General features: G+C 29.1%; 28 protein-coding genes and 1 pseudogene. 28 read left to right on the top strand and 1 reads right to left on the bottom strand.

Annotation, left to right across the window (positions count from 1 at the left end; all coding sequences use genetic code 11):
• The first annotated feature begins 271 nt into the window (after window positions 1-271).
• On the top strand, window positions 272-964 hold the full coding sequence (locus CLOBL_RS11205) for a nitrogen-fixing protein NifU (RefSeq protein WP_009169910.1): 693 nt from the start codon (window positions 272-274) through the stop codon (window positions 962-964).
• Between the two features lie 25 nt (window positions 965-989).
• Window positions 990-1,991: a GGGtGRT protein gene (locus CLOBL_RS11200; RefSeq protein WP_009169911.1), complete on the top strand. Its 1,002-nt coding sequence runs from the start codon at window positions 990-992 to the stop codon at window positions 1,989-1,991.
• A 1,092-nt stretch (window positions 1,992-3,083) separates the two neighbouring features.
• On the opposite strand, the gene CLOBL_RS11195 is transcribed toward CLOBL_RS11200, so the two are convergent.
• On the bottom strand, window positions 3,084-3,506 hold the full coding sequence (locus CLOBL_RS11195; protein ID WP_077859108.1) for a hypothetical protein: 423 nt from the start codon (window positions 3,504-3,506) through the stop codon (window positions 3,084-3,086).
• A 268-nt stretch (window positions 3,507-3,774) separates the two neighbouring features.
• Between CLOBL_RS11195 and CLOBL_RS27975 the strand changes: the two genes are divergently transcribed.
• From CLOBL_RS27975 to CLOBL_RS11080, 26 genes and pseudogenes are all read left to right on the top strand, one after another.
• Entirely contained in the window at window positions 3,775-3,939 is a 165-nt protein-coding gene (locus CLOBL_RS27975) for a hypothetical protein (RefSeq protein ID WP_179117737.1), read from the top strand.
• Between the two features lie 117 nt (window positions 3,940-4,056).
• Window positions 4,057-4,776 carry a class I SAM-dependent methyltransferase gene (locus CLOBL_RS11190; protein ID WP_077859107.1) on the top strand — a complete coding sequence of 240 codons (720 nt, stop codon included), beginning with the start codon at window positions 4,057-4,059 and terminating at the stop codon, window positions 4,774-4,776.
• Window positions 4,777-4,887: 111 nt separating this feature from the next.
• Window positions 4,888-5,925, top strand: a complete 1,038-nt coding sequence (locus tag CLOBL_RS11185) for a S66 peptidase family protein (RefSeq protein ID WP_077859106.1) — start codon at window positions 4,888-4,890, stop codon at window positions 5,923-5,925.
• 114 nt (window positions 5,926-6,039) lie between these two features.
• Window positions 6,040-6,606, top strand: a complete 567-nt coding sequence (locus tag CLOBL_RS11180; RefSeq protein ID WP_077859105.1) for a GNAT family N-acetyltransferase — start codon at window positions 6,040-6,042, stop codon at window positions 6,604-6,606.
• Between the two features lie 71 nt (window positions 6,607-6,677).
• On the top strand, window positions 6,678-7,178 hold the full coding sequence (locus CLOBL_RS11175) for a GNAT family N-acetyltransferase (RefSeq protein ID WP_077859104.1): 501 nt from the start codon (window positions 6,678-6,680) through the stop codon (window positions 7,176-7,178).
• 69 nt (window positions 7,179-7,247) lie between these two features.
• The gene (locus CLOBL_RS11170) at window positions 7,248-7,814 is read left to right on the top strand and encodes a flavodoxin family protein (RefSeq protein WP_077859103.1); all 567 of its coding nucleotides are present in this window, start codon (window positions 7,248-7,250) and stop codon (window positions 7,812-7,814) included.
• Window positions 7,815-7,895: 81 nt separating this feature from the next.
• Entirely contained in the window at window positions 7,896-8,642 is a 747-nt protein-coding gene (locus CLOBL_RS11165; RefSeq protein ID WP_009169916.1) for a WecB/TagA/CpsF family glycosyltransferase, read from the top strand.
• A 41-nt stretch (window positions 8,643-8,683) separates the two neighbouring features.
• Window positions 8,684-9,373, top strand: a complete 690-nt coding sequence (locus tag CLOBL_RS11160; RefSeq protein ID WP_009169917.1) for an HAD-IA family hydrolase — start codon at window positions 8,684-8,686, stop codon at window positions 9,371-9,373.
• Window positions 9,374-9,728: 355 nt separating this feature from the next.
• Complete coding sequence (gene pyrE, locus CLOBL_RS11155) at window positions 9,729-10,253, top strand: orotate phosphoribosyltransferase (RefSeq protein WP_009169918.1); 525 nt, start codon at window positions 9,729-9,731, stop codon at window positions 10,251-10,253.
• Window positions 10,254-10,452: 199 nt separating this feature from the next.
• The gene (locus CLOBL_RS28945) at window positions 10,453-10,584 is read left to right on the top strand and encodes a hypothetical protein (RefSeq protein WP_278281331.1); all 132 of its coding nucleotides are present in this window, start codon (window positions 10,453-10,455) and stop codon (window positions 10,582-10,584) included.
• Window positions 10,585-11,427: 843 nt separating this feature from the next.
• Complete coding sequence (locus CLOBL_RS11150) at window positions 11,428-12,096, top strand: epoxyqueuosine reductase (protein ID WP_077859102.1); 669 nt, start codon at window positions 11,428-11,430, stop codon at window positions 12,094-12,096.
• Between the two features lie 22 nt (window positions 12,097-12,118).
• Window positions 12,119-12,331, top strand: a pseudogene (locus CLOBL_RS28515) (MBL fold metallo-hydrolase); the annotation flags it as partial.
• 52 nt (window positions 12,332-12,383) lie between these two features.
• The gene (locus CLOBL_RS11145) at window positions 12,384-12,941 is read left to right on the top strand and encodes a GNAT family N-acetyltransferase (RefSeq protein ID WP_077859101.1); all 558 of its coding nucleotides are present in this window, start codon (window positions 12,384-12,386) and stop codon (window positions 12,939-12,941) included.
• 88 nt (window positions 12,942-13,029) lie between these two features.
• Complete coding sequence (locus CLOBL_RS11140) at window positions 13,030-13,656, top strand: HD domain-containing protein (protein ID WP_077859100.1); 627 nt, start codon at window positions 13,030-13,032, stop codon at window positions 13,654-13,656.
• Window positions 13,657-13,747: 91 nt separating this feature from the next.
• A complete protein-coding gene (locus CLOBL_RS11135) occupies window positions 13,748-14,695 on the top strand; it encodes a YafY family protein (RefSeq protein WP_077859099.1) in 948 nt (315 codons plus the stop codon).
• A gap of 47 nt (window positions 14,696-14,742) precedes the next feature.
• Window positions 14,743-15,321, top strand: a complete 579-nt coding sequence (locus CLOBL_RS11130) for a type 1 glutamine amidotransferase family protein (RefSeq protein WP_077859098.1) — start codon at window positions 14,743-14,745, stop codon at window positions 15,319-15,321.
• Window positions 15,322-15,352: 31 nt separating this feature from the next.
• Window positions 15,353-15,976, top strand: a complete 624-nt coding sequence (locus CLOBL_RS11125) for a GyrI-like domain-containing protein (RefSeq protein ID WP_077859097.1) — start codon at window positions 15,353-15,355, stop codon at window positions 15,974-15,976.
• Between the two features lie 855 nt (window positions 15,977-16,831).
• Complete coding sequence (locus CLOBL_RS11120) at window positions 16,832-17,248, top strand: hypothetical protein (RefSeq protein WP_077859096.1); 417 nt, start codon at window positions 16,832-16,834, stop codon at window positions 17,246-17,248.
• A gap of 517 nt (window positions 17,249-17,765) precedes the next feature.
• A complete protein-coding gene (locus tag CLOBL_RS11115; RefSeq protein WP_077859095.1) occupies window positions 17,766-18,572 on the top strand; it encodes an MBL fold metallo-hydrolase in 807 nt (268 codons plus the stop codon).
• 80 nt (window positions 18,573-18,652) lie between these two features.
• Window positions 18,653-19,300, top strand: a complete 648-nt coding sequence (locus tag CLOBL_RS11110; RefSeq protein ID WP_077859094.1) for a CatA-like O-acetyltransferase — start codon at window positions 18,653-18,655, stop codon at window positions 19,298-19,300.
• A gap of 188 nt (window positions 19,301-19,488) precedes the next feature.
• The gene (locus CLOBL_RS11105) at window positions 19,489-20,436 is read left to right on the top strand and encodes a homocysteine S-methyltransferase family protein (protein WP_077859093.1); all 948 of its coding nucleotides are present in this window, start codon (window positions 19,489-19,491) and stop codon (window positions 20,434-20,436) included.
• A gap of 124 nt (window positions 20,437-20,560) precedes the next feature.
• Complete coding sequence (locus CLOBL_RS11100; protein ID WP_077859092.1) at window positions 20,561-21,091, top strand: HXXEE domain-containing protein; 531 nt, start codon at window positions 20,561-20,563, stop codon at window positions 21,089-21,091.
• 70 nt (window positions 21,092-21,161) lie between these two features.
• Window positions 21,162-21,290, top strand: coding sequence for a hypothetical protein (locus tag CLOBL_RS28940; RefSeq protein ID WP_278281330.1), 129 nt, complete (start codon window positions 21,162-21,164; stop codon window positions 21,288-21,290).
• Between the two features lie 62 nt (window positions 21,291-21,352).
• On the top strand, window positions 21,353-22,228 hold the full coding sequence (locus CLOBL_RS11090; protein WP_077859091.1) for an aminoglycoside 6-adenylyltransferase: 876 nt from the start codon (window positions 21,353-21,355) through the stop codon (window positions 22,226-22,228).
• A gap of 89 nt (window positions 22,229-22,317) precedes the next feature.
• Window positions 22,318-22,749, top strand: coding sequence for a GNAT family N-acetyltransferase (locus tag CLOBL_RS11085; RefSeq protein ID WP_077859090.1), 432 nt, complete (start codon window positions 22,318-22,320; stop codon window positions 22,747-22,749).
• 95 nt (window positions 22,750-22,844) lie between these two features.
• On the top strand, window positions 22,845-23,453 hold the full coding sequence (locus CLOBL_RS11080) for a DJ-1/PfpI family protein (RefSeq protein ID WP_077859089.1): 609 nt from the start codon (window positions 22,845-22,847) through the stop codon (window positions 23,451-23,453).
• The last annotated feature ends 44 nt before the right edge of the window (window positions 23,454-23,497 follow it).

Raw genomic sequence — 23,497 nt, 5'->3', positions numbered from 1 at the left:
TTATTTTGGAAAAACTTATTTAAATTGTCCATTTAGAATATATAAATAAAACATTAGACAGTATTTTATCTAATTAAAGTTAATAAAAGATTTTTATGCATTTATAGCATAAATTTTTAAATAAAGGTTGTTAGGAGACAAATCATTTGCTAGAATAGGAATAGGGAAAAGTGTTCCCAGCGGGCTATTTTATGCCCAGGTACAATTTTAAGACTTAGAAATAAGATTTAATAGTTGTAATTATCTATTAATTAGGGAGGAGCAAAAATATATGATGTATTCAAAAGAAGTTGAAGAAATGTGTGTACTTGCTAAAGGTCCTAATCACGGATCAGCGCCAATTCCTGTAGAAGGAAAATGGGTTCAATCTAAAGAAGTAACTGATATATCAGGTTTAACTCACGGAATAGGTTGGTGTGCACCACAACAAGGAGCTTGTAAATTAACATTAAACGTTAAGGATGGTATCATCCAAGAAGCATTAGTTGAAACAATTGGATGTTCAGGAATGACTCATTCAGCTGCTATGGCTTCAGAAATATTACCAGGAAAGACTATATTAGAAGCATTAAACACAGACTTAGTTTGTGACGCTATAAACACAGCTATGAGAGAATTATTCTTACAAATCGTTTATGGAAGAACTCAAACTGCGTTCTCAGAAGGTGGACTACCTATCGGAGCAGGTCTTGAAGACTTAGGAAAAGGATTAAGATCTCAAGTAGGTACTATGTATGGAACTTTAGCTAAAGGACCAAGATACCTTGAAATGGCAGAAGGATATGTTACTGATGTTGCTGTAGATGAAGATAAGGAAATCATTGGATATAAGTTTGTTAACTTAGGAAAAATGATGGAAAGCATCGCTAAAGGTATGGATGCTAATGAAGCATTAGAAAAAGCTAAAGGTCAATATGGTAGAGTTGCTGACGCTGCTGAATTATTAGACCCAAGACATAAATAATTATTTGTAAAGGAGGAATTTAAAAATGGCATTATTTGAAAGTTATGAAAGAAGAATTAATCAAATCACTCCAGTATTAGAAAAGTACGGAATGAAAACTATGGAAGATGCTAAAGCAGTTTGTGCTGAAGTTGGAGTAGATCCATATACAATTGTTAAGGAAACTCAACCAATCGCATTTGAAAATGCTGGATGGGCATACATTTTAGGTGCTGCTATAGCAATAAAGAAAGGTTGCAAAAAAGCTGCTGATGCTGCTGAAGCAATCGGAGAAGGATTACAAGCATTCTGTATCCCAGGTTCTGTTGCAGATGACAGAAAAGTTGGTTTAGGACATGGAAACTTAGGAGCTATGCTTTTAAGAGAAGAAACTAAATGTTTCGCATTCTTAGCAGGACACGAAAGTTTCGCTGCTGCTGAAGGTGCTATTAAAATAGCTGAAAAAGCTAACAGAGTAAGAAAAGAACCATTAAGAGTTATCTTAAACGGTCTTGGAAAAGATGCTGCATTCATCATTTCAAGAATCAATGGGTTCACATATGTTCAAACTCAATTTGACTACTTCACTGGAGAAGTTAAAGTAGTTAAAGAAAAAGCATACTCAAACGGAGAAAGAGCTAAAGTAAAATGTTACGGTGCTGACGACGTTAGAGAAGGTGTTGCAATCATGCATAGAGAAGGAGTTGACGTATCAATCACTGGTAACTCAACTAACCCAACTAGATTCCAACATCCAGTTGCAGGAACATATAAGAAAGAATGTATCGAACAAGGTAAGAAATATTTCTCAGTAGCATCAGGTGGTGGTACAGGAAGAACTCTTCACCCAGATAACATGGCTGCAGGTCCAGCTTCTTATGGTATGACTGATACTATGGGAAGAATGCACTCAGATGCACAATTCGCAGGATCATCATCAGTTCCAGCTCACGTTGAAATGATGGGTCTTATCGGAGCAGGTAACAACCCAATGGTTGGTATGACAGTTGCAGTTGCAGTTGCTGTTCAAGAAGCTCTTGCTAAATAGGCAGTTTTAGAGGGTTTTACCTAGTTAGGTAGACGGTTCTAAATACGCACATCTAATAGATTTTAATATCTATAGATGTGCGTATTTTTTTTAATGTCTAGGAAAATGTATCTAGGGAGGTTGTAGAATACTTTGATGAGATGGATCAAAGTAACATAGATGAACCGCCTTGTTTTTCATGCGAAAAATGTGGTGGTACTATGAGACCTAAGGAATATAATAGTGTATACGGAAAAAATTATAAGCTATAATTAAGAAAACCATAGGGGAATACTAGTCTCTATGGTTTTTAACTTATACTACTAGGAATTTCTCCGAAGGAGCGTGGCGCAGCCACTTTGTTCTTACAAGAATTACTTTTAAATTATAAATAAACTAATTCCGTCATATTGCACTACTTGTTAAATGTTGCAATAGAAAATTAATGAAGATATCTAATTTAAGAATTTATATGAAAGTTACTTATATATCTTATAATTTTAAACCTAATATATGTACGACTTTATGAAGAAATAAAACTTGAAGTTAGAAGTCTGTTTAGTTGCTACTAAGATGAAAAGTAATGATTATGAGTATAAGGCATACATGTATTTTATTCATAGTAGGCAGTAGTTTTTAGTGCTTATCAATAAAATAAAGCCTAATTTTTCAAAATGAATATTTCAGTATGAGGTTAGAGATAAAAGCATTATCTTATTTAAAGAAAGCATGTTATTCATATTAAAGTTTTAAAAGTAGAGTTTATATTTAAGTGTCTATAATTAGTTGGTATTAGGCAAAAAACTAAGAGTAAGCGGAAAACTGTAAATTACTAAATAAAATATAGGGCAATAGTATTAGGGGATACTAGTTGCTATACATTGTATTTAATTTTATATTTAGATATTTTAAGTAATTTCTGTAAGAGTTATTATAGACTCATAGTAAGAAGTCTTACTCTTCCTAGTATAATACATTATATTAGGATGGGTACGACTTTTTGTATAAACATTATGTCTAGATTAACTATTTTTGAGTATGGGGTAATTATTTTGTCCAGTAACATTTAAGCGTACGGACTGAGAAATAAAGTGAGGCAAGAGATATTGTAATTTATTGTAGATATTCTTTACCTTTACGTAAATTAAAAACCTCTTTAATTTCATCAAATAATTGCTCTAATGGTACAATTCTATTTTTGTAGGTACATTTTCTATTATCAGTTTTTATAAAATATGATTCTTGGGCTTCACCATTAGTAAATGTGAATATTTCTAAAAATCCTTTATGTGGGTTGAATGTAGCAACATTATTCCAATCTTCATGCAATGGATATTGGATTTTTAAATTATATACCTTTAAATCACTAGAGGATCTATGGTTGTCTCTAAAAACTGGAAAGCAAGGAATGTCATAAGAATTAATCATATAATGAAGTAATTGTATCATTTGTGCAGTATTTACACTTGTTTTAGCAATTTCTTTATAATCAGGGAAACTTAAAAAATGCTGAAACTTATCATCTATATAACTCATAAAAGCCTCCTATAATACACTATATTTTGTTGTTATTATCTTACAATATCCTATAAATTGTACATAAAATATATAGGATTTAGAAATAAGTTCACATAAATATACTTATGATACGGTAATAAAATTGAGATTTATGCTACTTTTATATATTTTGTCATACCATATTTGATCAGAAAAGGTATAATTAGTATAGAAGTATTGGATTGCTTTTATAAGTCATCGAATAAGAATATGTACTACTTGAAATAAATGAAAGGTTGAGAATCATATGTGTAAAGAAAATATAGAAATATTAGATCACTTATTAACAACGTATAGTAATGAAGAATTTGCAGCAACTATTGCTGAGTTATGCCATGGAAAGACTAATACAGAAAGAAAGAATATTATTCGTTGTTTACAGCACGAAATAGAAGTAAGAGAAAATAATTAATAATTTGGTAATTTCATTACAAGGTATAACAAGTTAAAATTTGTGGAAGATGCACTAATGTAACAATTATTTTTAATAATGGAATATTTAGAATAAATAAAGATAGGGATGATACAAGTGAAAAATAAAATTGATGAAGAATTAATTATTACAACCGACGATACACTTAATATGCTGGATGATATTCTTGAAAAGAGAGATAATGAATGGTGGAATAAATTTTATGCTGATAGGGAAAAGCCAATTCCTTTTTTTAAAAACATTCCTGATGAAAATCTTATCTCATACTGTATATCCAATATATTGAATAAGGGTAAGGCTTTAGATATTGGGTGTGGAAATGGTCGAAATTCATTATATCTAACCACACAAGGGTTTGATGTAACTGGAATAGATATCTCTAATAATTCAATAGATTGGGCAAATGAATTAGCAGTAGATTATACTAATAGACCTATATTTAAGTGTGAATCATTATTTGATTTTGAAGATGATTCCAAAAGTTTTGATTTTATTAATGATAGTGGATGTTTCCATCACATTAAACCACATAGAAGAGATTACTATTTTAAAACCATTCTAAATTATTTAAAAGACGATGGATGTTTTGCAATGACTTGTTTTGATTTAAATGGTGGAGCAAATATATCAGATTATGATGTATATCGAGATTATTCTATGCATGGTGGAATTGGTTTTTCAGAATATAAATTAAAGAAAATTCTTGAAAATTATTTTGATATAATTGAATTTAGAAAAATGCAGGAGTCTAATAATTCCAATGTATATGGTAAAGAATTTTTATGGGCAATACTTATGAAGAAAAAAAGAAGTTAAATCATAATTTTCTTAATGGGTGTAACAGTTGAAGTTTATAGGTGTTGCACCAATGTAAAGTATTGTGAAGCAAAGATTAGTTATAAATAATTAATGGAAGGAAAACAATATATGAAAACATTGAAGAAACCTAAAAAGTTAAAAAGAGGGGATAAAATAGCATTGGTTAGTTTATCATGGGGAGGAGCAGGCGATGCAGATATACTGTGGAGATACAAACAAGGGAAAGAGCGACTTGAGCAGGTTTTTGGTTTGGAAGTTATTGAAATGAACCATACATTGGCAGGAACAGAATACATATATAATCATCCACAAAAACGAGCAGAAGACTTAATGAATGCATTTAGTGATGATTCTATTAAAGGTATTATTGCATGTATTGGAGGAATTGAAAGTATACGAATGCTCCCATACATAGATTTTGAAATCATTAATAAAAATCCAAAAGTTTTTATGGGATATTCTGACACAACAACAACACATCTATTTTGTTATAAAGCAGGAATATCAAGTATTTATGGGCCTACTTTATTAGTTGATTTTGCAGAGAATGTGTCTATGAGCCAATATACTGTGGAGCACATAAATAAAACTTTATTTAAATCTGAGGTAATAGGGAAAATTGAGCCAGCATTGGAGTGGACAAGTGAATATTTACCTTGGGAAGAAAAGAATAAGTTAATTCAAAGAAAATATAAGCCAAATCAAGGTTATGAACTTATACAAGGCAATGGAACTGTACAAGGGAATTTAATTGGAGGGTGCTTTGAAGTTTTTGATATGCTTCGAGGAACAGAAGTTTTCCCAAAACTTGAGGATTTTGATAATACAATTTTATTTTTAGAGACATCAGAAGAAAAACCACCAGCATGGTTTATTGAATGTGGGTTAAGAAATTATGGAATTAACGGAATATTAGGAAAGATAAAAGGTATTATTTGGGGTAAACCACAAGATGAGGAGCATTATGAGGAATACAAAATGGTGATAAGAAAAGTCATGAAAGAGTTTGGAAGAGAAGACATGCCTATCTTATGTAATATGAACTTTGGTCATACGGAACCTAAAATATGTCTTCCTTTTGGTGCTTTAGCAGAAATTGATTGTTCTAAAACATCATTTTCTATTTTAGAATCAGCAGTTTTATAAATATAGAGTATTAGAAGTACAAAATAATTAATAGTATCATTTCGCAACATTTTTATAAAACGTAACATTAAATTAAGGTGAAAATGAGATTATTTAAACTTAATGGGGGGGAAAATGTTAAAACATACAGTAACTATTCAAATAGAATCAGAACGATTAATACTTCGTAAATTTGTATATGGTGATATTCCACATATGCTAAAAAATTGGATTGCAAATCCTGCTATACAAAACGAATATGATGAACCAACGTATAAAATTGTTGATGATGTTCATGAATTATTAAGTAAATGGATTATGAATTATAATAATAATGACTTCTATAGATGGGCTATAATACTTAAAGAGAATGATGAAAACATAGGTCAAATTGCATTTTGTAAAGTATACACGGAAATTGAAACCACAGAAATCGAGTATTGTATTGGTGAAAATTATACAGGAAAAGGTTATGCTACAGAGGCATTAAATGAAGTTATTGATTTTTCATTTAAAAAGCCAGAATTCTATAAGTTAGAAGCGTTTCATAGGATAGTTAATTCACGCTCAGGAAGAGTTTTGCAGAAAACTATAATGAAAAAGGTAGAAACTATAAGACGATTTGAAATTGAAAATATTAAACCTAATGATGATATTTGTTATGGAATTATTAGTGATGATTATAATGCCATACAAGTATAATAAATTTATAGAGTAATTTGTCTTTTTCATAAAGTACGAATTTTTTGAAATTCATTTAAAGGGGAAAAGTGATGGATATTATTAAGGGACAGAAACAAGACATATCAGGCATTTTTGATATAATTTCTAACTGTATAAAATATATGGAGAGCCAAGGCATATATCAGTGGAATAAATTTTATCCAGATGCAAATATTATTGAAAATGATATTGATAGTGAGCAGTGTTACGTTTTAAAGGATAATGGCAAGTGCATAGCATATGTTGCAATAACAGAAGAACAATCTCCAGAATACAGCCAAATAAAATGGTTTTCTGATGGAAGAAAGGTATTAGTTATTCATAGATTGTCTGTTCATCCTGAATCTCAGGGAAAGGGTATTGCAAAAAAAATGTTAAATTTCATTGAAGATGTGGCTACTAGAAATAACTATACATGTATTAGATTAGACGCTTATAGTGGAAATGAAACAGCACTTAAACTATATGAGAATTTTGGTTATAAAAAAGCGGGACAGGTATATTTTCCTTGGAGAGACCTTCCTTTCTATTGTTATGAGAAAAATATTTAAAACGATTAATACTAAATATTTATAAAATTTATGACAATTAAAAATTAGTAATTTTAATGAGGTAGAAAAATGAAGGTTTTAGGAATAAATGGTAGTCAAAGAAAAGATGGAAATACAGCATTGATTATGAAGAGTGTCTTTGAGGAATTAGAAAAGGAAGGAATTGAGACAGAAATGGTTCAATTCTCTAGAAATATAATTGAACCATGTAAAGGGTGCTTTGCATGTAAAGGAAAGAATAACTGTATTTTTAAGAAAGACATGTTTTATGAGTGCTTTGAAAAAATGAAATTGGCAGACGGCATTCTTTTGGGTTCTCCAGTATATTCAGCAGATGTAACGGCAAATATGAAAGCCTTTTTAGAAAGAGCAGGAGTTGTTGTTGCAACAAATCCAGGTTTACTTAAACATAAGGTTGGTGCGTCTATATCTGCTGTCCGTAGAGGTGGGGGAATGATAGCAGTGGATACTATGAATCATTTCTTATTGAATAAAGAAGTTATTATATCTGGATCTACATATTGGAACATGGTTTATGGAAAAGACATAGGAGATATATACAAAGATGAAGAAGGAATTAATAATATGCATAATTTGGGGCAAAATATGGCGTGGTTATTAAAGAAAATCAATTAATATTAGGAGATTTTAAGTGTGATATAAAATTAAGACAAGTTACTATAGAATAAACTGCATTTTAATGAAAGAGGATACAATATGGAGAGTTATGTAAATATTTTGGGAATAAATTTCTCAAAACTAAATTTGAAGGAAACAGTTAAATTAATTGATACTAAAGTATCAGAAGATAACAATAAAATATTTCATCTTATCACAGTAAACCCAGAAATTGCAGTTCAGATTCAGGATGATCCAGAATTGAAAAAAATATCACTTGAAGCAGATATAATAACTCCAGATGGAGTAGGTATTGTTTTTGCATCAAGATTAAAAAGAAATCCAGTGCAAGAAAGAGTTACAGGTTATGATTTGTTTTTGGAATGTTTAGAGGTTGGAAATCAGAAAGGCTGGTCATTTTATTTGTTAGGATCAGACGAAGAAGTAAATAGTAAAGCAGCAGAATATATAATTGAAAATTATTCCAATATTAAAATTGCTGGTAGAAATAATGGTTATTTTAAAAATGAAGAAGAAGATAAAATTGTTCACGACATAAATGATTCAAAACCTGATATTCTTATAGTTGCGTTAGGATCTCCACTTGCTGATAAATGGATTTATAAACATAAAAGTGAACTTAATACAAAAGTTGTTTTTGGTGTAGGAGGAACTCTTGATGTAATTACAGGAAAAGTTAAACCTACACCACAAATTTGGAAAAAATTAAATTTAGAATGGTTACATAGAAGAATAACTCAACCGTCAAGAAAAGAACGACAAAAAAAGTTAAAAGTTTTTGCATATAGAGCAGTTGTTGAAACAATTTGCAAGAATACAAATTAGTATAGTTAAATATTGTAGATTGGAATTAAAGGAAAATGAAGATGGAGAAGGTATTATTTTGGGATTTTCAGGATACATTAGCAAGTAATAATTTTATGTTTAGTAAAGCACTATATAAGGTGTTAAAAAATTATGAACCAAATACTGATATTGTTCTTGATGATTTTAAAAAGAAAAAAATTATTGGATTTCCTTGGCAAGATCATAAGAAAGAATATTTGCATTTAACAAAGGGAAATAGTTGGTGGAAACATGCGGAAAATATATTCATAGATGTATATAAAGAATTTAAAATTACTGAAGATAAGGCAATACTTTTGGCTAGAAATGTTAGAGAAGAATTGATAAAGGCAACTGAATTTACCCTATTTGATGATACTATAGAAATACTGGATTATTACAAAGAAAGAGGTTTTACTAATATTATATTATCTAATCATATTCCAGAACTTGAGGATATAGTTAGAGAATTAGGGTTATCAGAATATATAACTTACTGTATTTCATCTGCAAATGTGGGATATGAAAAGCCTAATCCTAAAATATATAAATATGCTTTAGAAAAATTACATAATCATTCAGAAATATGGATGATAGGTGATAGCATTATTGCAGATGTAAAAGGTGCTGAAAGTGTAGGAATAAAGGGGGTTCTTGTAAGAAGTAAAAATGATAACAACGTAAAGTATTACTCTAGTGATCTACGAGGTCTAAAAGAAATCATTATTTAAACTAAAATTATAACAATATGAAGATTGGTTGGTTAAATGATAGGAGGCTGATATTATAGGTAAAGTAGTTATTGTAAAAAATTGTGTTCATTTTATTCATACAGATAAAGTTGGAGAGTATATACAACACGTATTATCATTTATTAATGATTCAAGCAAAGAATATAAAGTGTGAGGTTGTAATGATGATTATATATTTAGTGAGACATGGGAAAGATGATGACTATTATCTATTATAAAAATGGAGAATTAACGGATCATAGTTTAGAATTCATACAAATAATTAAATTTTTTAAGATTAATGTTAATTTTATATTAGATATATATTAATAAAAGGATTTTGGAGGAAATAAAATTGAAAAGAGATGAATTATGTAAATCAATTTATGAAGTAGCACATTTAAATGGAACTTTTAAGTTAAGGTCAGGACAAATTTCAAATGAATATTTTGATAAATATTTATTTGAGTCAAATCCAGTAATTTTAAGAGAAATTGCTAAACATTTAGTAGAACAAGTGCCGGAAGGTACAGAGATTTTGGCAGGTTTAGAGATGGGAGGAATTCCAATAGCAACAGCACTATCAATTGAAACAGGAATTCCAGTAGTATTTGTAAGGAAAAAAGCCAAAGAATATGGTACGTGTAAGTTAGCAGAGGGAACCGACTTTAGGAATAAAAAAGTATGCATTATAGAGGATGTTGTAACAACAGGTGGACAAATTTTATTAAGTGCAGAGGATTTAAGAGGTTTTGGAGCAAAATTAGAAAATGTATTATGTGTTATAGAGAGAAATCCAGAAGGAAGGAAAAAATTAAGAGAATCAGGTTTAGAATTAAAAGCACTTTTTACAATGGCTGAATTAAAGGAACATGAATAATTCATCATAATATTAAATTAATAGGTGAATGCATTCAAAATAAATAGTAATATGCTAAGGGTAAAGAATTTTCTTTGGATCTTGAACATAAAATAAATGAAAAGAAAGCAGCATATGACAAGGAACAAGCGTATAATCCTAATTATACTGATTTCATAAGATTTATATCTAAATTAGATAAAGGGGTATACCTAAAAAAATGGATTGTGAGCAAATAGGTTTTTCAAATTCAAAGAATTTATCTAAAAGTATATTAAAAAAAGAAACTGCAATGAAATACTTGGCAGGAGCAAATATAGATGCTGGAAGTCAATTAATAATAGTTAGTTAAGTAAAATTAAGCAGTATTGGTACTAATAATGTCAATACTGTTTTTTTAGTTATAAATAAACTAATACTGTCATATTGCACTACTCGTTAAAGTATGTAACGGAAAAAATTAATGAAGATATATATTTAGATGTTTTTTAAGTAATTTTAGTAATAGTTATTATAAACTCAGAGTAAAAAGTCTTACTCTTCTTAGTATAATACATTATATTAGAATGGGTACCACTTTTCTTGTATAAATTAATTACTTTGATTATAAGGTAAATAGTTTTAAACTCTTATAGGTACATTCCCTATTATCGGTTTTAATAAAATATGGTTCTTGGGCTTCACCATTACTAAATGTAAATATTTCTAAAAATCCTTTAGGGGGATGAACTGTAGCAATATTATCCAAATTCTCGTGCAAAGGATACTAAATTTTCAAGGTATATACCTTTAGATTGCTGGTAGATTTATAACAATCTTCAAAAATAGGGAAACAAGAAATATCATAAGAATTAATCATATAATGAAGTAATTGTATCATTTGTGCAGTATTTACGCTTGTTTTAGCAATTTCTTTATAATCAGGGCAACTTAAAAAATATTGAAATTTATCATTTATTTAACTCATGTAATCCTCCTAAAATTTATTACTATTATCTTATAGTATGTTACAAATTGGAACTAAAAATATACGATTTAAAGATAGTAGATAATAAAATGTCAAGAACAAAATTATGGGAATTTATACTGTTTTTATTTAATTTCTCGATGACATATTTAATCAAAAAAGGTATAATTTAGTACAAGATTGTTAGTTCAAATATGCTTAAAAAACTAGGAGATAGGGGAGGGTGTTATGGATAGTAATTATATTAAAGAGATGGCATATTCGTTAGGAGCAGATGTATGTGGAATTGGAAGTATAAAAAGATTTAATGATGCTCCAAAGGGATTCCATCCATTAGATGTTTATTCTGAAACAAAATCAGTGATAGTATTTGGAAAGCAATTTTCAGCAAGTTTATTTGAAGCCAATACAAATGTTCCTTATACATTTATTAAAAATAAATCGGCTAGTTTGCTAGATGATATTGCTATTAAACTTACTGATACAATTGAATCAGTAGGCTATAAGGCAATACCTATTCCATCAGATGAACCTTATGAATATTGGGATTCAGTAAATAAACATGGCAGAGGAATATTATCATTAAAACATTTAGCTAAGTTATCTGGTATTGGATGGATAGGGAAGAATACTTTATTAATAAACAAGAAATATGGAAATCGTCTCTATCTTGGAGCAGTAATGACTAATGCAGAATTAATAGAAGATGAATTAGTAAGTAATTTATGCCCAGAAAACTGTAATATTTGTCTAGACTCATGTCCTCAATCTGCGTTAGATGGGATTACAGTAAATCAAAAGAAATGTAGAGAATTATGCTGTTATGTAACTGATGGTGGAGGATTTGTATATGGATGCAATATATGTAGAAAAGTATGTCCATTTGCTAATACATAGTTAATCTTAAATTGTGCCATACCAGCAAGTTATTTTAATTCTTTCAAAAGAACAGATTAAGATTAGTAAAAATATAACCTTTTTAGGTGAAATACCAAAAATGAATGACTTTGAAAAGAGAAAACCTATTAGAAAGCAAATGAATGACAAAGTTCTTGAGGATGATTTTGTATTTGATGATACTGCACTTGTATATAAAAGTGACAATGGTATTTATATTATAGCAGGATGTTCTCAGTAAATTAAGGTCAAGTATAGATTATTTTAATAATATAAAGGGGTGTAGAATGAAGCATTTAGGTACAAAAGAGTTAGAAACTAATAGACTGAAATTACGTAAGTTTGAATTGTCTGATGCAGAAGCGATGTTTAAGAACTGGGCCAGTGATTCAGAAGTAACGAAATATTTAATGTGGCCTTCTCATAAGAATGTAAGTGTATCAGAATCTATAATAAAGGAATGGATTGCACAATATGAGGATGATACCTTCTATCAATGGGCCATTGTATTAAAATCAAATGGAAATGAGCCAATTGGCAGTATAAGTATTGTTAGAATAGATGAACGTATTAATATGGTTCATGTTGGCTATTGCATTGGGAAAAAGTGGTGGCATCAAGGAATAACCTCGGAAGCACTTACGTCTTTAATTAGTTTCTTCTTTAAAGAAGTTAAGGTAAATCGCATTGAAGCGAGACACGATCCTAGAAATCTTAATTCAGGAAAAGTTATGAAGAAATGTGGATTGATTTATGAGGGAACTATAAAACATGGAGATTGGAATAACCAAGGCATTTGTGATTATTCAATGTACGGACTTATTGCGGAAGATTACAAAGAGTAAGAATGCAATCTTAATATAAATTTTTATATAAGCGTGTCACAACAGTAAGTTATAACTTACTAATCATGAAAATTTTAAGGAGTTAAATATGTTAGAATACAATGATAGAACAGGTATACCAACTATTAAAGAGGCAGAAGCATTTTTGCGTGAGGCTGGAGAATTAAATCCAGGGCCTTGGGTACAACATTCTATGTATGCCAGTAAAGCAGCACAAATGATAGCAGAAAATTGTGAGGGATTAGACCCACATATTGCATCAATACTTGGAATGCTTCATGATATAGGCAGAAGATTTGGAATAACTGATATGAGGCATATTTTAGATGGATATAATTTTTTAATGGAAAAAGGATTTTATCGGGTGGCTAAGGTATGTATTACTCATTCCTTTGATTATAAAGATATAAAATCTGCTTTTGGAAAGTGGGATTGCACTAAGGAAGAGTACGAATTTGTAAAACAGTATTTAGAAAGCACTGAATATGATGATTATGATAGGCTTATTCAGTTATGTGATTCTCTAGCATTTATTGATGGCTACTGCCTTATAGAGAAAAGGATGATAGACGTAGCGCTAAGACATGGAATAAATGAATATACTACACTAAAATGGAAGGCAACATTTGAAATAAAAGAGTATTTTGAATTAAAGATGGGCAAATCATTATACAGTGTACTTCCAGGGGTGGTTGAGAATACTTTTGGATTATAGATGTGTTCTAGATTATTTTTACGTAATCTTCTTTTAGTATGAAAAAATTATTTTAAATTTAATCATTTAGAAATGGAGTAAGTGGGCTATATTGAAAATTGATAGATTACTAGGGATTTTAAATGTTCTTGCCAACGCAGATAGAATTACAATACAAGAGTTAGCAGAAAGATTTGAAGTCTCCAAACGTACAATTTTTCGGGATCTGGATACTCTAGACGAGTCAGGAGTTCCAATCGTTACATATTCAGGAATTGGTGGCGGAGTAGCAATCATTGATGGATATAAAATAAAAAATAATATTCTTTCTAAGAATGATATAAAAAATGTTTTTATTGGTCTTAATGGTCTGAAGAGTATTGATGAAAGTGATGATTTAACAAATCTGATGGCTAAACTAATTCCAGAAGAGATAAATACAGTATTTTCAAAAAGTGATTATGTGATTGATTTGTCCTCGTGGTTTAAGGATAGTATTACACAAGAAAAGGTAGCCGTTTTGCATAAGGCAATCAAGAATAGAAATTGTATTAATATAGAATATATTTCTAAAAGTTCACATTCATCAAGAATAGTTGAGCCTCATAAACTTGTTTTTAAGCAATCATACTGGTATTTATATGCTTTTTGTGAGGATAGGCAGGAGTTTCGTTTGTTTAAAATCAATCGAATTGTTAATTTAAAAATTATGAATGAAAGTTTCAATTGTAAGGAAGTTGAAAGAATAGATTTTAGAAACGATTTTAGTTCTGGTTTGTTTTCATCACAAGACCTAACATCATTGTTTGAAGTTATACTAGAATATGATGCTCTTAATGAATTCTTTTTAACAGAAAGGATAGATGCTAAATTTTTTCATAGGGGTAGCAGTTCAAAAGAAAAGGGGCAGATTATATTTTCTGCTTCTGATTTAGAGTGGACTACTAATTTAGTTTTTAGTCTGCAAGATAAAGTTAAAGTTATAGCACCAGTTGAACTAAAAGAAGCAATAAAAATAAGAATAAAAAGAATTTATGAACTTTATAAAGATGACATATAGGTGTCATCTTTTTCGTTATACAATAATTTAAGAAAGGAAGTGCTGCAATGAAAAAAGAAATACTTGTATTCATTTTTGATGGATATGCAGATTGGGAAAGTGCTTATATTTGTTCAGAACTCAATTCACCGGAAGGGGATTATATTGTAAAAACTATAAGTGTTGATAAAGAACCCAAATTTTCTATGGGAGGCTTTAGAATCATACCTGATTATTCCGTAACTGATTATCCGCAAAATTTTGCGATGTTACTTTTGAATGGGGGATATGCTTGGATGGAACAGAAAAACAATGCCATTAAGCCAGTAGTTGAGTATGCTGTTCAAAATCATATTCTAGTAGCAGCAATCTGCAATGCTGCTAATTTTATGGCGGAAAATGGATATTTGAATAATATCAGACATTCAGGTAATACGTTGGAGTATATGAAGTCACAAACACCACACTACAATGGTGATAGCAATTTTGTTGAGAGACAAGCGGTTTGTGATTCTGATATTATAACTGCAAATGGCACGGCTTCTTTGGAATTCGCTAGGGAAATTATGTTGTATTTGAATGTTAAGCCTGCAGAAAAAATTGATGAATGGTATAAATTTAACAAGTTAGGTTTATATCAGCATTAATCAATACATTTATATAGAAAGTTGGGAAATTATGAAATTTGAGTGGAAAAAACAAGAAAAAAATTTATACTTACCAAAAGAGAAACCAGATTTAATAACAGTACCTAAGCAGAAGTTTTTTATGATAAGTGGAAAAGAAAATCCAAATGATGAAGAGTTCTCTAAAAAGATAGGTGTTTTATATTCTTTATCCTATGCTGTTAGAATGATGCCGAAACAAGGGTATACACCAGATGGTTATTTTGAATACACTGTTTATCCACTTGAGGGGATATGGGATCTAACTGAAGAAGGAAAACAATCTAATATATTAAATAAGGATCAATTGCTATATACAATAATGATTAGACAGCCTGATTTTGTGACGCAGGAAGTAGTTAATAAAGCGTTTGAAAATGTTAGGAAGAAAAAGCCACATCCTTTATTAAATGATGTAACTTTTGAAACTATGGAAGATGGATTATCTGTTCAAATGATGCATATTGGCTCATATGATGATGAACCACAAAGTTTTGAGCAAATGAAAAACTTTATAAAAGAAAATAACATTGAAACAACAACTCTAAAACATAGAGAAATTTATATTTCAGATGCAAGAAAAACTGAGAAATCTAAATTAAAAACAGTTTTAAGATATATGATTTGCTATAAGTGATGCTATAGATTTATCTGCTGCAACAATTTTAAGCAGATTCATTATAATTTTGAACATAGCACAGGCATTATTATATGAATAAAACTATTACTAATAGAAGTCGGTTAATTGTTATAAATGAGTGGCAATGCTTAGTTGTATTAGGTATACGCATGATTTTGCTTATATAGTATAGTAGTTTTTATTGCTTATAATAAAATAAATCCAAAACCTTTATAATAAATATTTCAGTATAAGGTGAGAGATAAAAGCATTATTCTACTTAGAAGAAACCATGTTATTTATATTTTAGTAGTAGTAGAGTCTATTTTTATAATTACTTGCGTAGTAGGTAAAAAATAATTAGTCAGGCAAGTAGTTTAATAATATTAAACTATGTAGTAGGTGCAATTTATACGAGTACCAAGGTCAGTGATTACAATACTACTATTATATATGTAACTTTATAGTTAAGGATTTTGATAATTGTTGCCATAACTAATACTAAAAGTCGTACCCATCTTAGTATAATACATTATATTAGGGTGAGTAAGACTTTTTATTTTAAAATATAAATTGTGTTAAAGGTTTTATAATACATGTTAGAGGTGAAATCTATGGAATTAACAGTAATATAAATTTATTATTACAATTCATATAGATTCTATTAATTAATAGGTAATTTGTTAATTAGTAATAATTAAAATTACACCATGAGAAATGAAGTGAGATAAGAGATATTAAGTAAAGAAATATTTACTTTTAACAATAATAATTGTTATTCTCGTTAGTATAATATGTAGTTTATTTTTTCATAAACACCCTTTTGTGAAAAGTACAAATTTACAGAATGAGAGTTTAGCAGGAATTTGCTTTATGAAACAAGCAGATATGTTACTTTTAGAAAAAGAATTTGGTAAATTAACACGTGAGAATACTTATAAAAATGAAATAAGAGGCTTAGAATTTGATAATCTACCTTATTATGCATCTGTTCAAATAGATAAAAATAATCAAGTTATCTGTATATCTTTTGGATATGGAGATAAGACAAGTAATACAAAATTTACAACAAGTAGAGGTATAGGCTCAGACTCTACATTTTCAGATGTACTAAAGGCTTATGGAGATAATTATTTCAAAAAAACTTATTCTGATTTTATGGGTAGTGGTGATGGATACGATGTTACTTATATTGATAAGAAGCAAAATATTTCTATTGAATTTGAGTTTATTGAAAGTAATCCTTACTCTGATAAAAAAGAAGAATTTTTTCATTTTAAATTTAGATGAAGTCTTTTTTAAATTAATGTAGGCAATAAATTATACTATGTCACAGTAAAATAAAGTCGTGACACGACTTTTTTTACTCATACATTTTGTCAAGAAATGAAATAGTTCCATATCTAGTATTCAAAGTTCCAAAACTCATAAAAAAGTTAGGGAAAAATAGATAGGTATACGCTCCGTATTAGGTCAGAAATGGCTTGATGCGGGGTTTTTTGGCGCCGTTTTTTTGCTAACATAGATAGAAGAAGTCTAAAGAATTTTAAGGTTTAAGCAAAAAGGGTTAAATTCTAATAAAACTTAGTGAAAATAGCAAGCAAGAAGAAAATAAAAATTAGGCCCTGTTATGTAAAATTATAGATTTATTTACAATTAGTATGAGTAATTTGAAAATAATGATATAATTTTTATATTGATTAAAGTTTTATTTTCATATAAACAATTATTAGTTTAACATGATGTTTTAAATTGCCGAATGATAGAAAATAATTTTAAAATATTGATAATAAGAGGAGGAAAAAAGATGAAGATAAAAGTTTTAGTAGATAATAATACATATATTGACCAATATTATTATGGTGAACCAGCTGTTTCCTATTATATTGAAGATGGAAATGTTAGATTATTATTAGATGTTGGATATTCGGATTTATTTCTTAAAAATGCAGATGCGTTAGGAATAGATTTAAAAAAATTAAATACCATTGTTATTTCACATGGGCATGATGACCATACCAGAGGATTAAAATATTATTTTGAACAGAATAGAAACCGTAATATTTCTATTATTGCCCACCAAGACACATTTAAAGAAAAGATAATGGGGAATTTAAAAATTTGTTCTCCTATTTTACAAGATGAATTGAAAGAGAAATGTAATCTAATTCTATCAAAAGAACCTAAAAAGGTTAGTGAAAATCTGATATTCTTAGGAGAAATACCTAAAATGAATGATTTTGAAAATAGAAAACCTATAGGAAAACAAGTGGAAGGTAAAATATTAGTAGATGATTATGTAATGGATGATACAGCACTTGCCTATAAAAGTGAAAATGGTATTTACATTATTACTGGATGTTCTCATAGTGGAATTTGCAATATTGTAGAATATGCAAAAAAGGTCTGTAATGATAATAGAGTGTTAGGCATTATAGGAGGATTTCATTTATTTGAAGTAAATGATCAGGTAAATAAAACTATAAATTATTTAAAACAGAATAATATAAAAGAGTTATATCCATGCCATTGCACCTCCTTTGCTGTTAGAGCGGAAATTTATAAAATTTTGCCAGTAAAAGAAGTTGGAGTAGGCTTGGAAATCAATTGGTAACAATGTGGTGAAATCCAATATACATATGAAAGAAGAAATTAAAATGCAAATATAAAACATAAATATAGGGAGAATAGATTATGGGATTTAATATAATTAATATGAATACTTGGGATAGGAAGGAGTGTTTTAATCATTTCTTTAATAATGCAAAATGTACATACAGTATAACTGTTAATATTGATATTACAAATCTGTATAATTACACAAAAACTAATAAGTTTAGATTTTACCCAACCTTTACATGGGTTGTCTCTAAAGCTATAAATAACTATAAGGAATTTAAAATGGCATTTAATGAAGACGGGAGATTAGGATTCTTTGATGAAATTGGTCCAAGTTATTCTGTATTAGATGATAAAACTAAAGTAATGAGTGATTTATATACGGCATTTGATAATGTATTTTTGAATTTTTATAAAGATATGGAAAATTCTTTAGACAGTTATAAACAAGATACTAATTTTTCTACAAAGTTTCAAAATAATTTTTTCATTGTTTCGTGTTTGCCGTGGTTTAATTACACATCTTTTAATGTAAATAATGAAGGAAGTAGTCCCTTTCTCTTTCCAATGGTAACATGGGGAAAGTTCTTTGAAGAAGGTAAGAAAATTATTATGCCAGTAACTATTCAGGTTCATCATGCTGTTGCTGATGGATACCACTGTTCATTGTTTTTTTCAGAGATAAAAGAAATATCATTAAATCCAGAACAATATTTAAAGTAAACTCAAAAATATGTATACAATATTCTTATTAGTGACAATAAATATTGCTTCTCACAGAGTTATTGAAAAGTGTGGATTTGTTTATAAGGGAACATTACGAGATTTTTTTATCAAGATGGAAAATATATAGATAGATTATATTACTCGATTTTGAAAGATTAATTAAATCAAAAAAGTAGGTGGTAAATTTGGATTTTGAAACGTGTTTTAATACATCACCATCAATTTTAATGGAAGGTGCATTAGGGGAAAGATTGAAACGGGAATTTAATATTAAGTTTGATGACAAAGTTGCAATGGCTAATCTAATTTATGATTGTAAGTCAAGACAAGCTATGAAAGCTATCTTTCAAGAATATGTAAAAATTGCCGAAAAATATAGTTTGCCATTTATTGCGACAACACCAACTCGAAGAGCCAATAAAGAGCGTGTTTTGCAATCTAATTTAAGTGAAAAAATTATTGAAGATAATGTACGTTTTTTACAAGAAATTAAGAAAAATACAAGCACTAATATGTTTGTTGGCGGGTTAATGGGATGTAAGGGAGATGCATATAAAGCAACAGAGATTTTATCTATAGAAGAGGCTCAGGAGTTTCATTCATGGCAAGCAACTTTATTCAAAAATTCAGGTGTGGACTTTTTGTATGCAGGAATTATGCCTGCTTTATCTGAGGCTATAGGAATGGCGAAAGCTATGGAAAGTACAGGACTTCCATATATTATTAGCTTTATGATTAGGAATGATGGGAAGCTAATAGATGGAACTACTATTCACAATGCTATTTTTAACATAGATAAGGAAACAGTGGGTAAACCAATTGGTTATATGACAAATTGTGTTCATCCAACAGTTTTAGAAAAGGCATTGTCCGCTTCATTTAATAAGACTAAATTGGTAAAAGAGCGTTTCTGTGGTATACAAGCAAATACTTCACCATTATCACCAGAAGAATTAGATAATTGTAGTGATTTAAAATCATCTGATAGTGTTAGTCTTGCGAGTGAAATGATGAAGTTAGATCAGTATTTTAATACTAAAATTTTTGGCGGTTGCTGTGGTACTGATAACACGCATATAGAGGAAATAGCAAAAAGAATAAAATTTTTACAATATCATTTTATATACAATTAAACAAAATATCTGGTTATAGAATTGAAGATAACAGATTTATATAAGGCTGATTATAATATATCTATTAATATTTCTGATAGTAATAATACAACTAAGGCTATCAACGTTTAAGAGGTGTTGATGAATGAATAATATACAAGTAATTATATGGCTTTTTCCTATACTTTTTATCTTCCATGATTTTGAGGAAATAATTTTCATGCAAGCATGGATAAGCAAAAATAGAAGTTATTTATGTGCAAGATTTCCTAAGTTATCAAAAAAGTTTCTACCTCATTTTGACAATATTACAACATTATCTTTTGCATTTGGAGTAGCGGAAGAATTCATGCTAATTAATATAATCACAATTATCTCTTATGTAATGAATTGGTATAATCTATGGTTAGGTTTATTTATTGCATTTACTTTACATTTGGTAGTACATTGCTTTCAAATATTAATTGTAAGAAAATATGTTCCTGCTATTGTTACAAGTATTATTTGCTTGCCCATTTGTATGTATATAATTGAGCATATAGTTAAACTATTCATACTAAGAACAATTGTGATTTACTCAATTTTAGGGTTTGTAATTATGGTAGTTAATTTAGCAATAGTCCATAAGTTTATGAATAAATTCGGCAGATGGCTAGATCAATATGAAGAGGAATAATTAATTAATAATCGAAAAATGTTTTTTTGTTGGAGATGGTGGATCTGATGAATTAAAAGGTGCAAAAAAATTGGGGATGAGGACTATACTAACAGGACATTTATTAGAAAAGGAAAGAAAAGATTATGATGCAATAAAAAATTTTGCTGATTTTTATATAATAGATTTTAGAGAGATTGTTGATATAATAAGGAATTAATAAATTTATTATAAAGTATAATGCAAAGTAGTTATTAGAAAAAAATTAGTAAGGAGTGTAAAATGCGTACAGAGCAAGAAATGTTTAATTTAATATTAAGTGTTGCAGAAAATGACGAAAGAATTCGCGCAGTTGTTATGAATGGTTCAAGGACAAATCGAAATGCTATAAAAGATATTTTTCAGGATTATGATATTGTCTATGTTGTTAATGAAACTAAGCCATTTCGTGAACAGAAGAACTGGATAGATCAATTTGGAGAACGATTATATATGCAATATCCTGATGAAAATTCTTACTATGAAAATGATGTAGAGAATTCTTATGGATGGCTTACTCAATTTGCAGACGGAAGTCGTCTTGACTTACATGTATGCACATTGTCACATGTGCTAAAAGAAATTGAAAATGAAAAGCTTTGTAAAATATTGCTTGATAAAGATAAGTGTTTGCCTGACGTACCAGAGGCAACAGATAAAGATTATTGGGTGAAGAAACCAACAGAGAATAATTTTTATGATACTTGTAATGAATTTTGGTGGTGTCTTAATAATGTTGCAAAAGGACTATGGAGAGAAGAAATACCTTATGTAATGGACATGTTAAATTATTATGTTCGCCCACAGTTAATTCGTTTAATGGAGTGGAAAATAGGATTTGATACAAACTTTACTGTTAGCGTTGGAAAATCAGGAAAGTATATGTATAGATGGTTAAAGGAAGAGACATGGGATATATTTTTAAAAACATATCCTTCAGGGCAAGTTCAAGGTATTTGGAAATCAGTTTTTATTATGTGCGATTTATTTGATGATATTGCTAATGATGTAGCTTGCAATATGAAGGTTAAATACAATGAAATTGAAGCAAATAACAGTTTGAAATTCTTAAAGGATGTGCATTTATTACCTAAAAATGCAAAAGAAATATATCAATAATATTCAAATCAAACTAATGCTCAATGTTTCTTAATTGTTGTAACAAGTAGTGATAGGTAGTGAAGATATTTATATAATGGGGGAAGACTATGAAGATAAGGAAAATGATTATTGATGATTACCAAGCAGTATATCAGCTATGGAATAATACACCTGGAATGGGTATGAGAAATGCAGATGATTCAAAAGAAGGTATTGAAAAGTATCTTAATAGAAACCCTGAAACCTGCTTTGTTGCAGAAGTTGAAAATAAAATAGTTGGTGTTATTTTGAGTGGGCATGATGGTAGAAGAGGCTATATATATCATACAGCAGTTAGTAATACCACTCGAAAGCAGGGAATAGGTACAAAATTAGTGAATACTGCAATTGAAGCATTAAAAGAACAAGGGATTAATAAGGTTGCGTTGGTAGCTTTTGAAACAAATGAATTAGGAAATTCTTTTTGGATATCGCAAGGATTTGAAGAGAGAAATGATTTAGTATATAGAAATAAGAGCCTTAATGATGATAATGTTTAATTATAAAAAATTAATATAATTTAAGGCCGCACTTTTAGAATTAAGAATAATTGATGATGCGAGCTGTTTATAAAATTAGATGAGGAGTTGATAATATGAATTATAGAGTTGACATACTTTTATTTGATGAATTTGAAACCTTAGACGTATTTGGCCCTGTTGAAATATTTGGGCGATTACCAGAGATTTTTAAATTGAATTTTATATCAGTTAATGGTGGGCTTGTTGAAAGTTCTCAAAAAGTAAAAGTAGAGACTAATTTATATACAAAAGATGTTGATACTTTGAAAATTTTATTTGTACCAGGTGGAAGTGGTACAAGAGAAAAGGTTAATGATAATAATTTTATTAACTTCATTGAAAACATTTCTAAAGAATCAAAATACATAATTAGTGTATGTACTGGTTCGGCTTTACTTGCAAAAGCAGGAATTTTAAATGGACAAAGAGCAACTACAAATAAAAGATCATTTAAGTGGGTTACAGAACAAAACGAAGATGTACTATGGGTAAAGGAAGCAAGATGGGTAAGGAATGGTAACATATATACATCTTCTGGAGTATCGGCAGGAATTGATATGGCCCTTGGTTTTATAGAAGACCTAATGGGAAAAGAAAAAGCATTAGAGATTAGCCGGCATATTGAATATTTCTGGAATGAAGACAGTAACTATGATCCGTTTTCTAAAATGTATGATAATTAAATTGGGAGGAAGCTATGAAAGTGAAATCAATTTTTAAGTAGTTG

The organism is Clostridium sp. BL-8, assembly GCF_002006495.1.
Classification (GTDB): Bacteria; Bacillota; Clostridia; order Clostridiales; family Clostridiaceae; genus Clostridium.
This window is presented reverse-complemented; position numbering and strand designations above follow the sequence as displayed.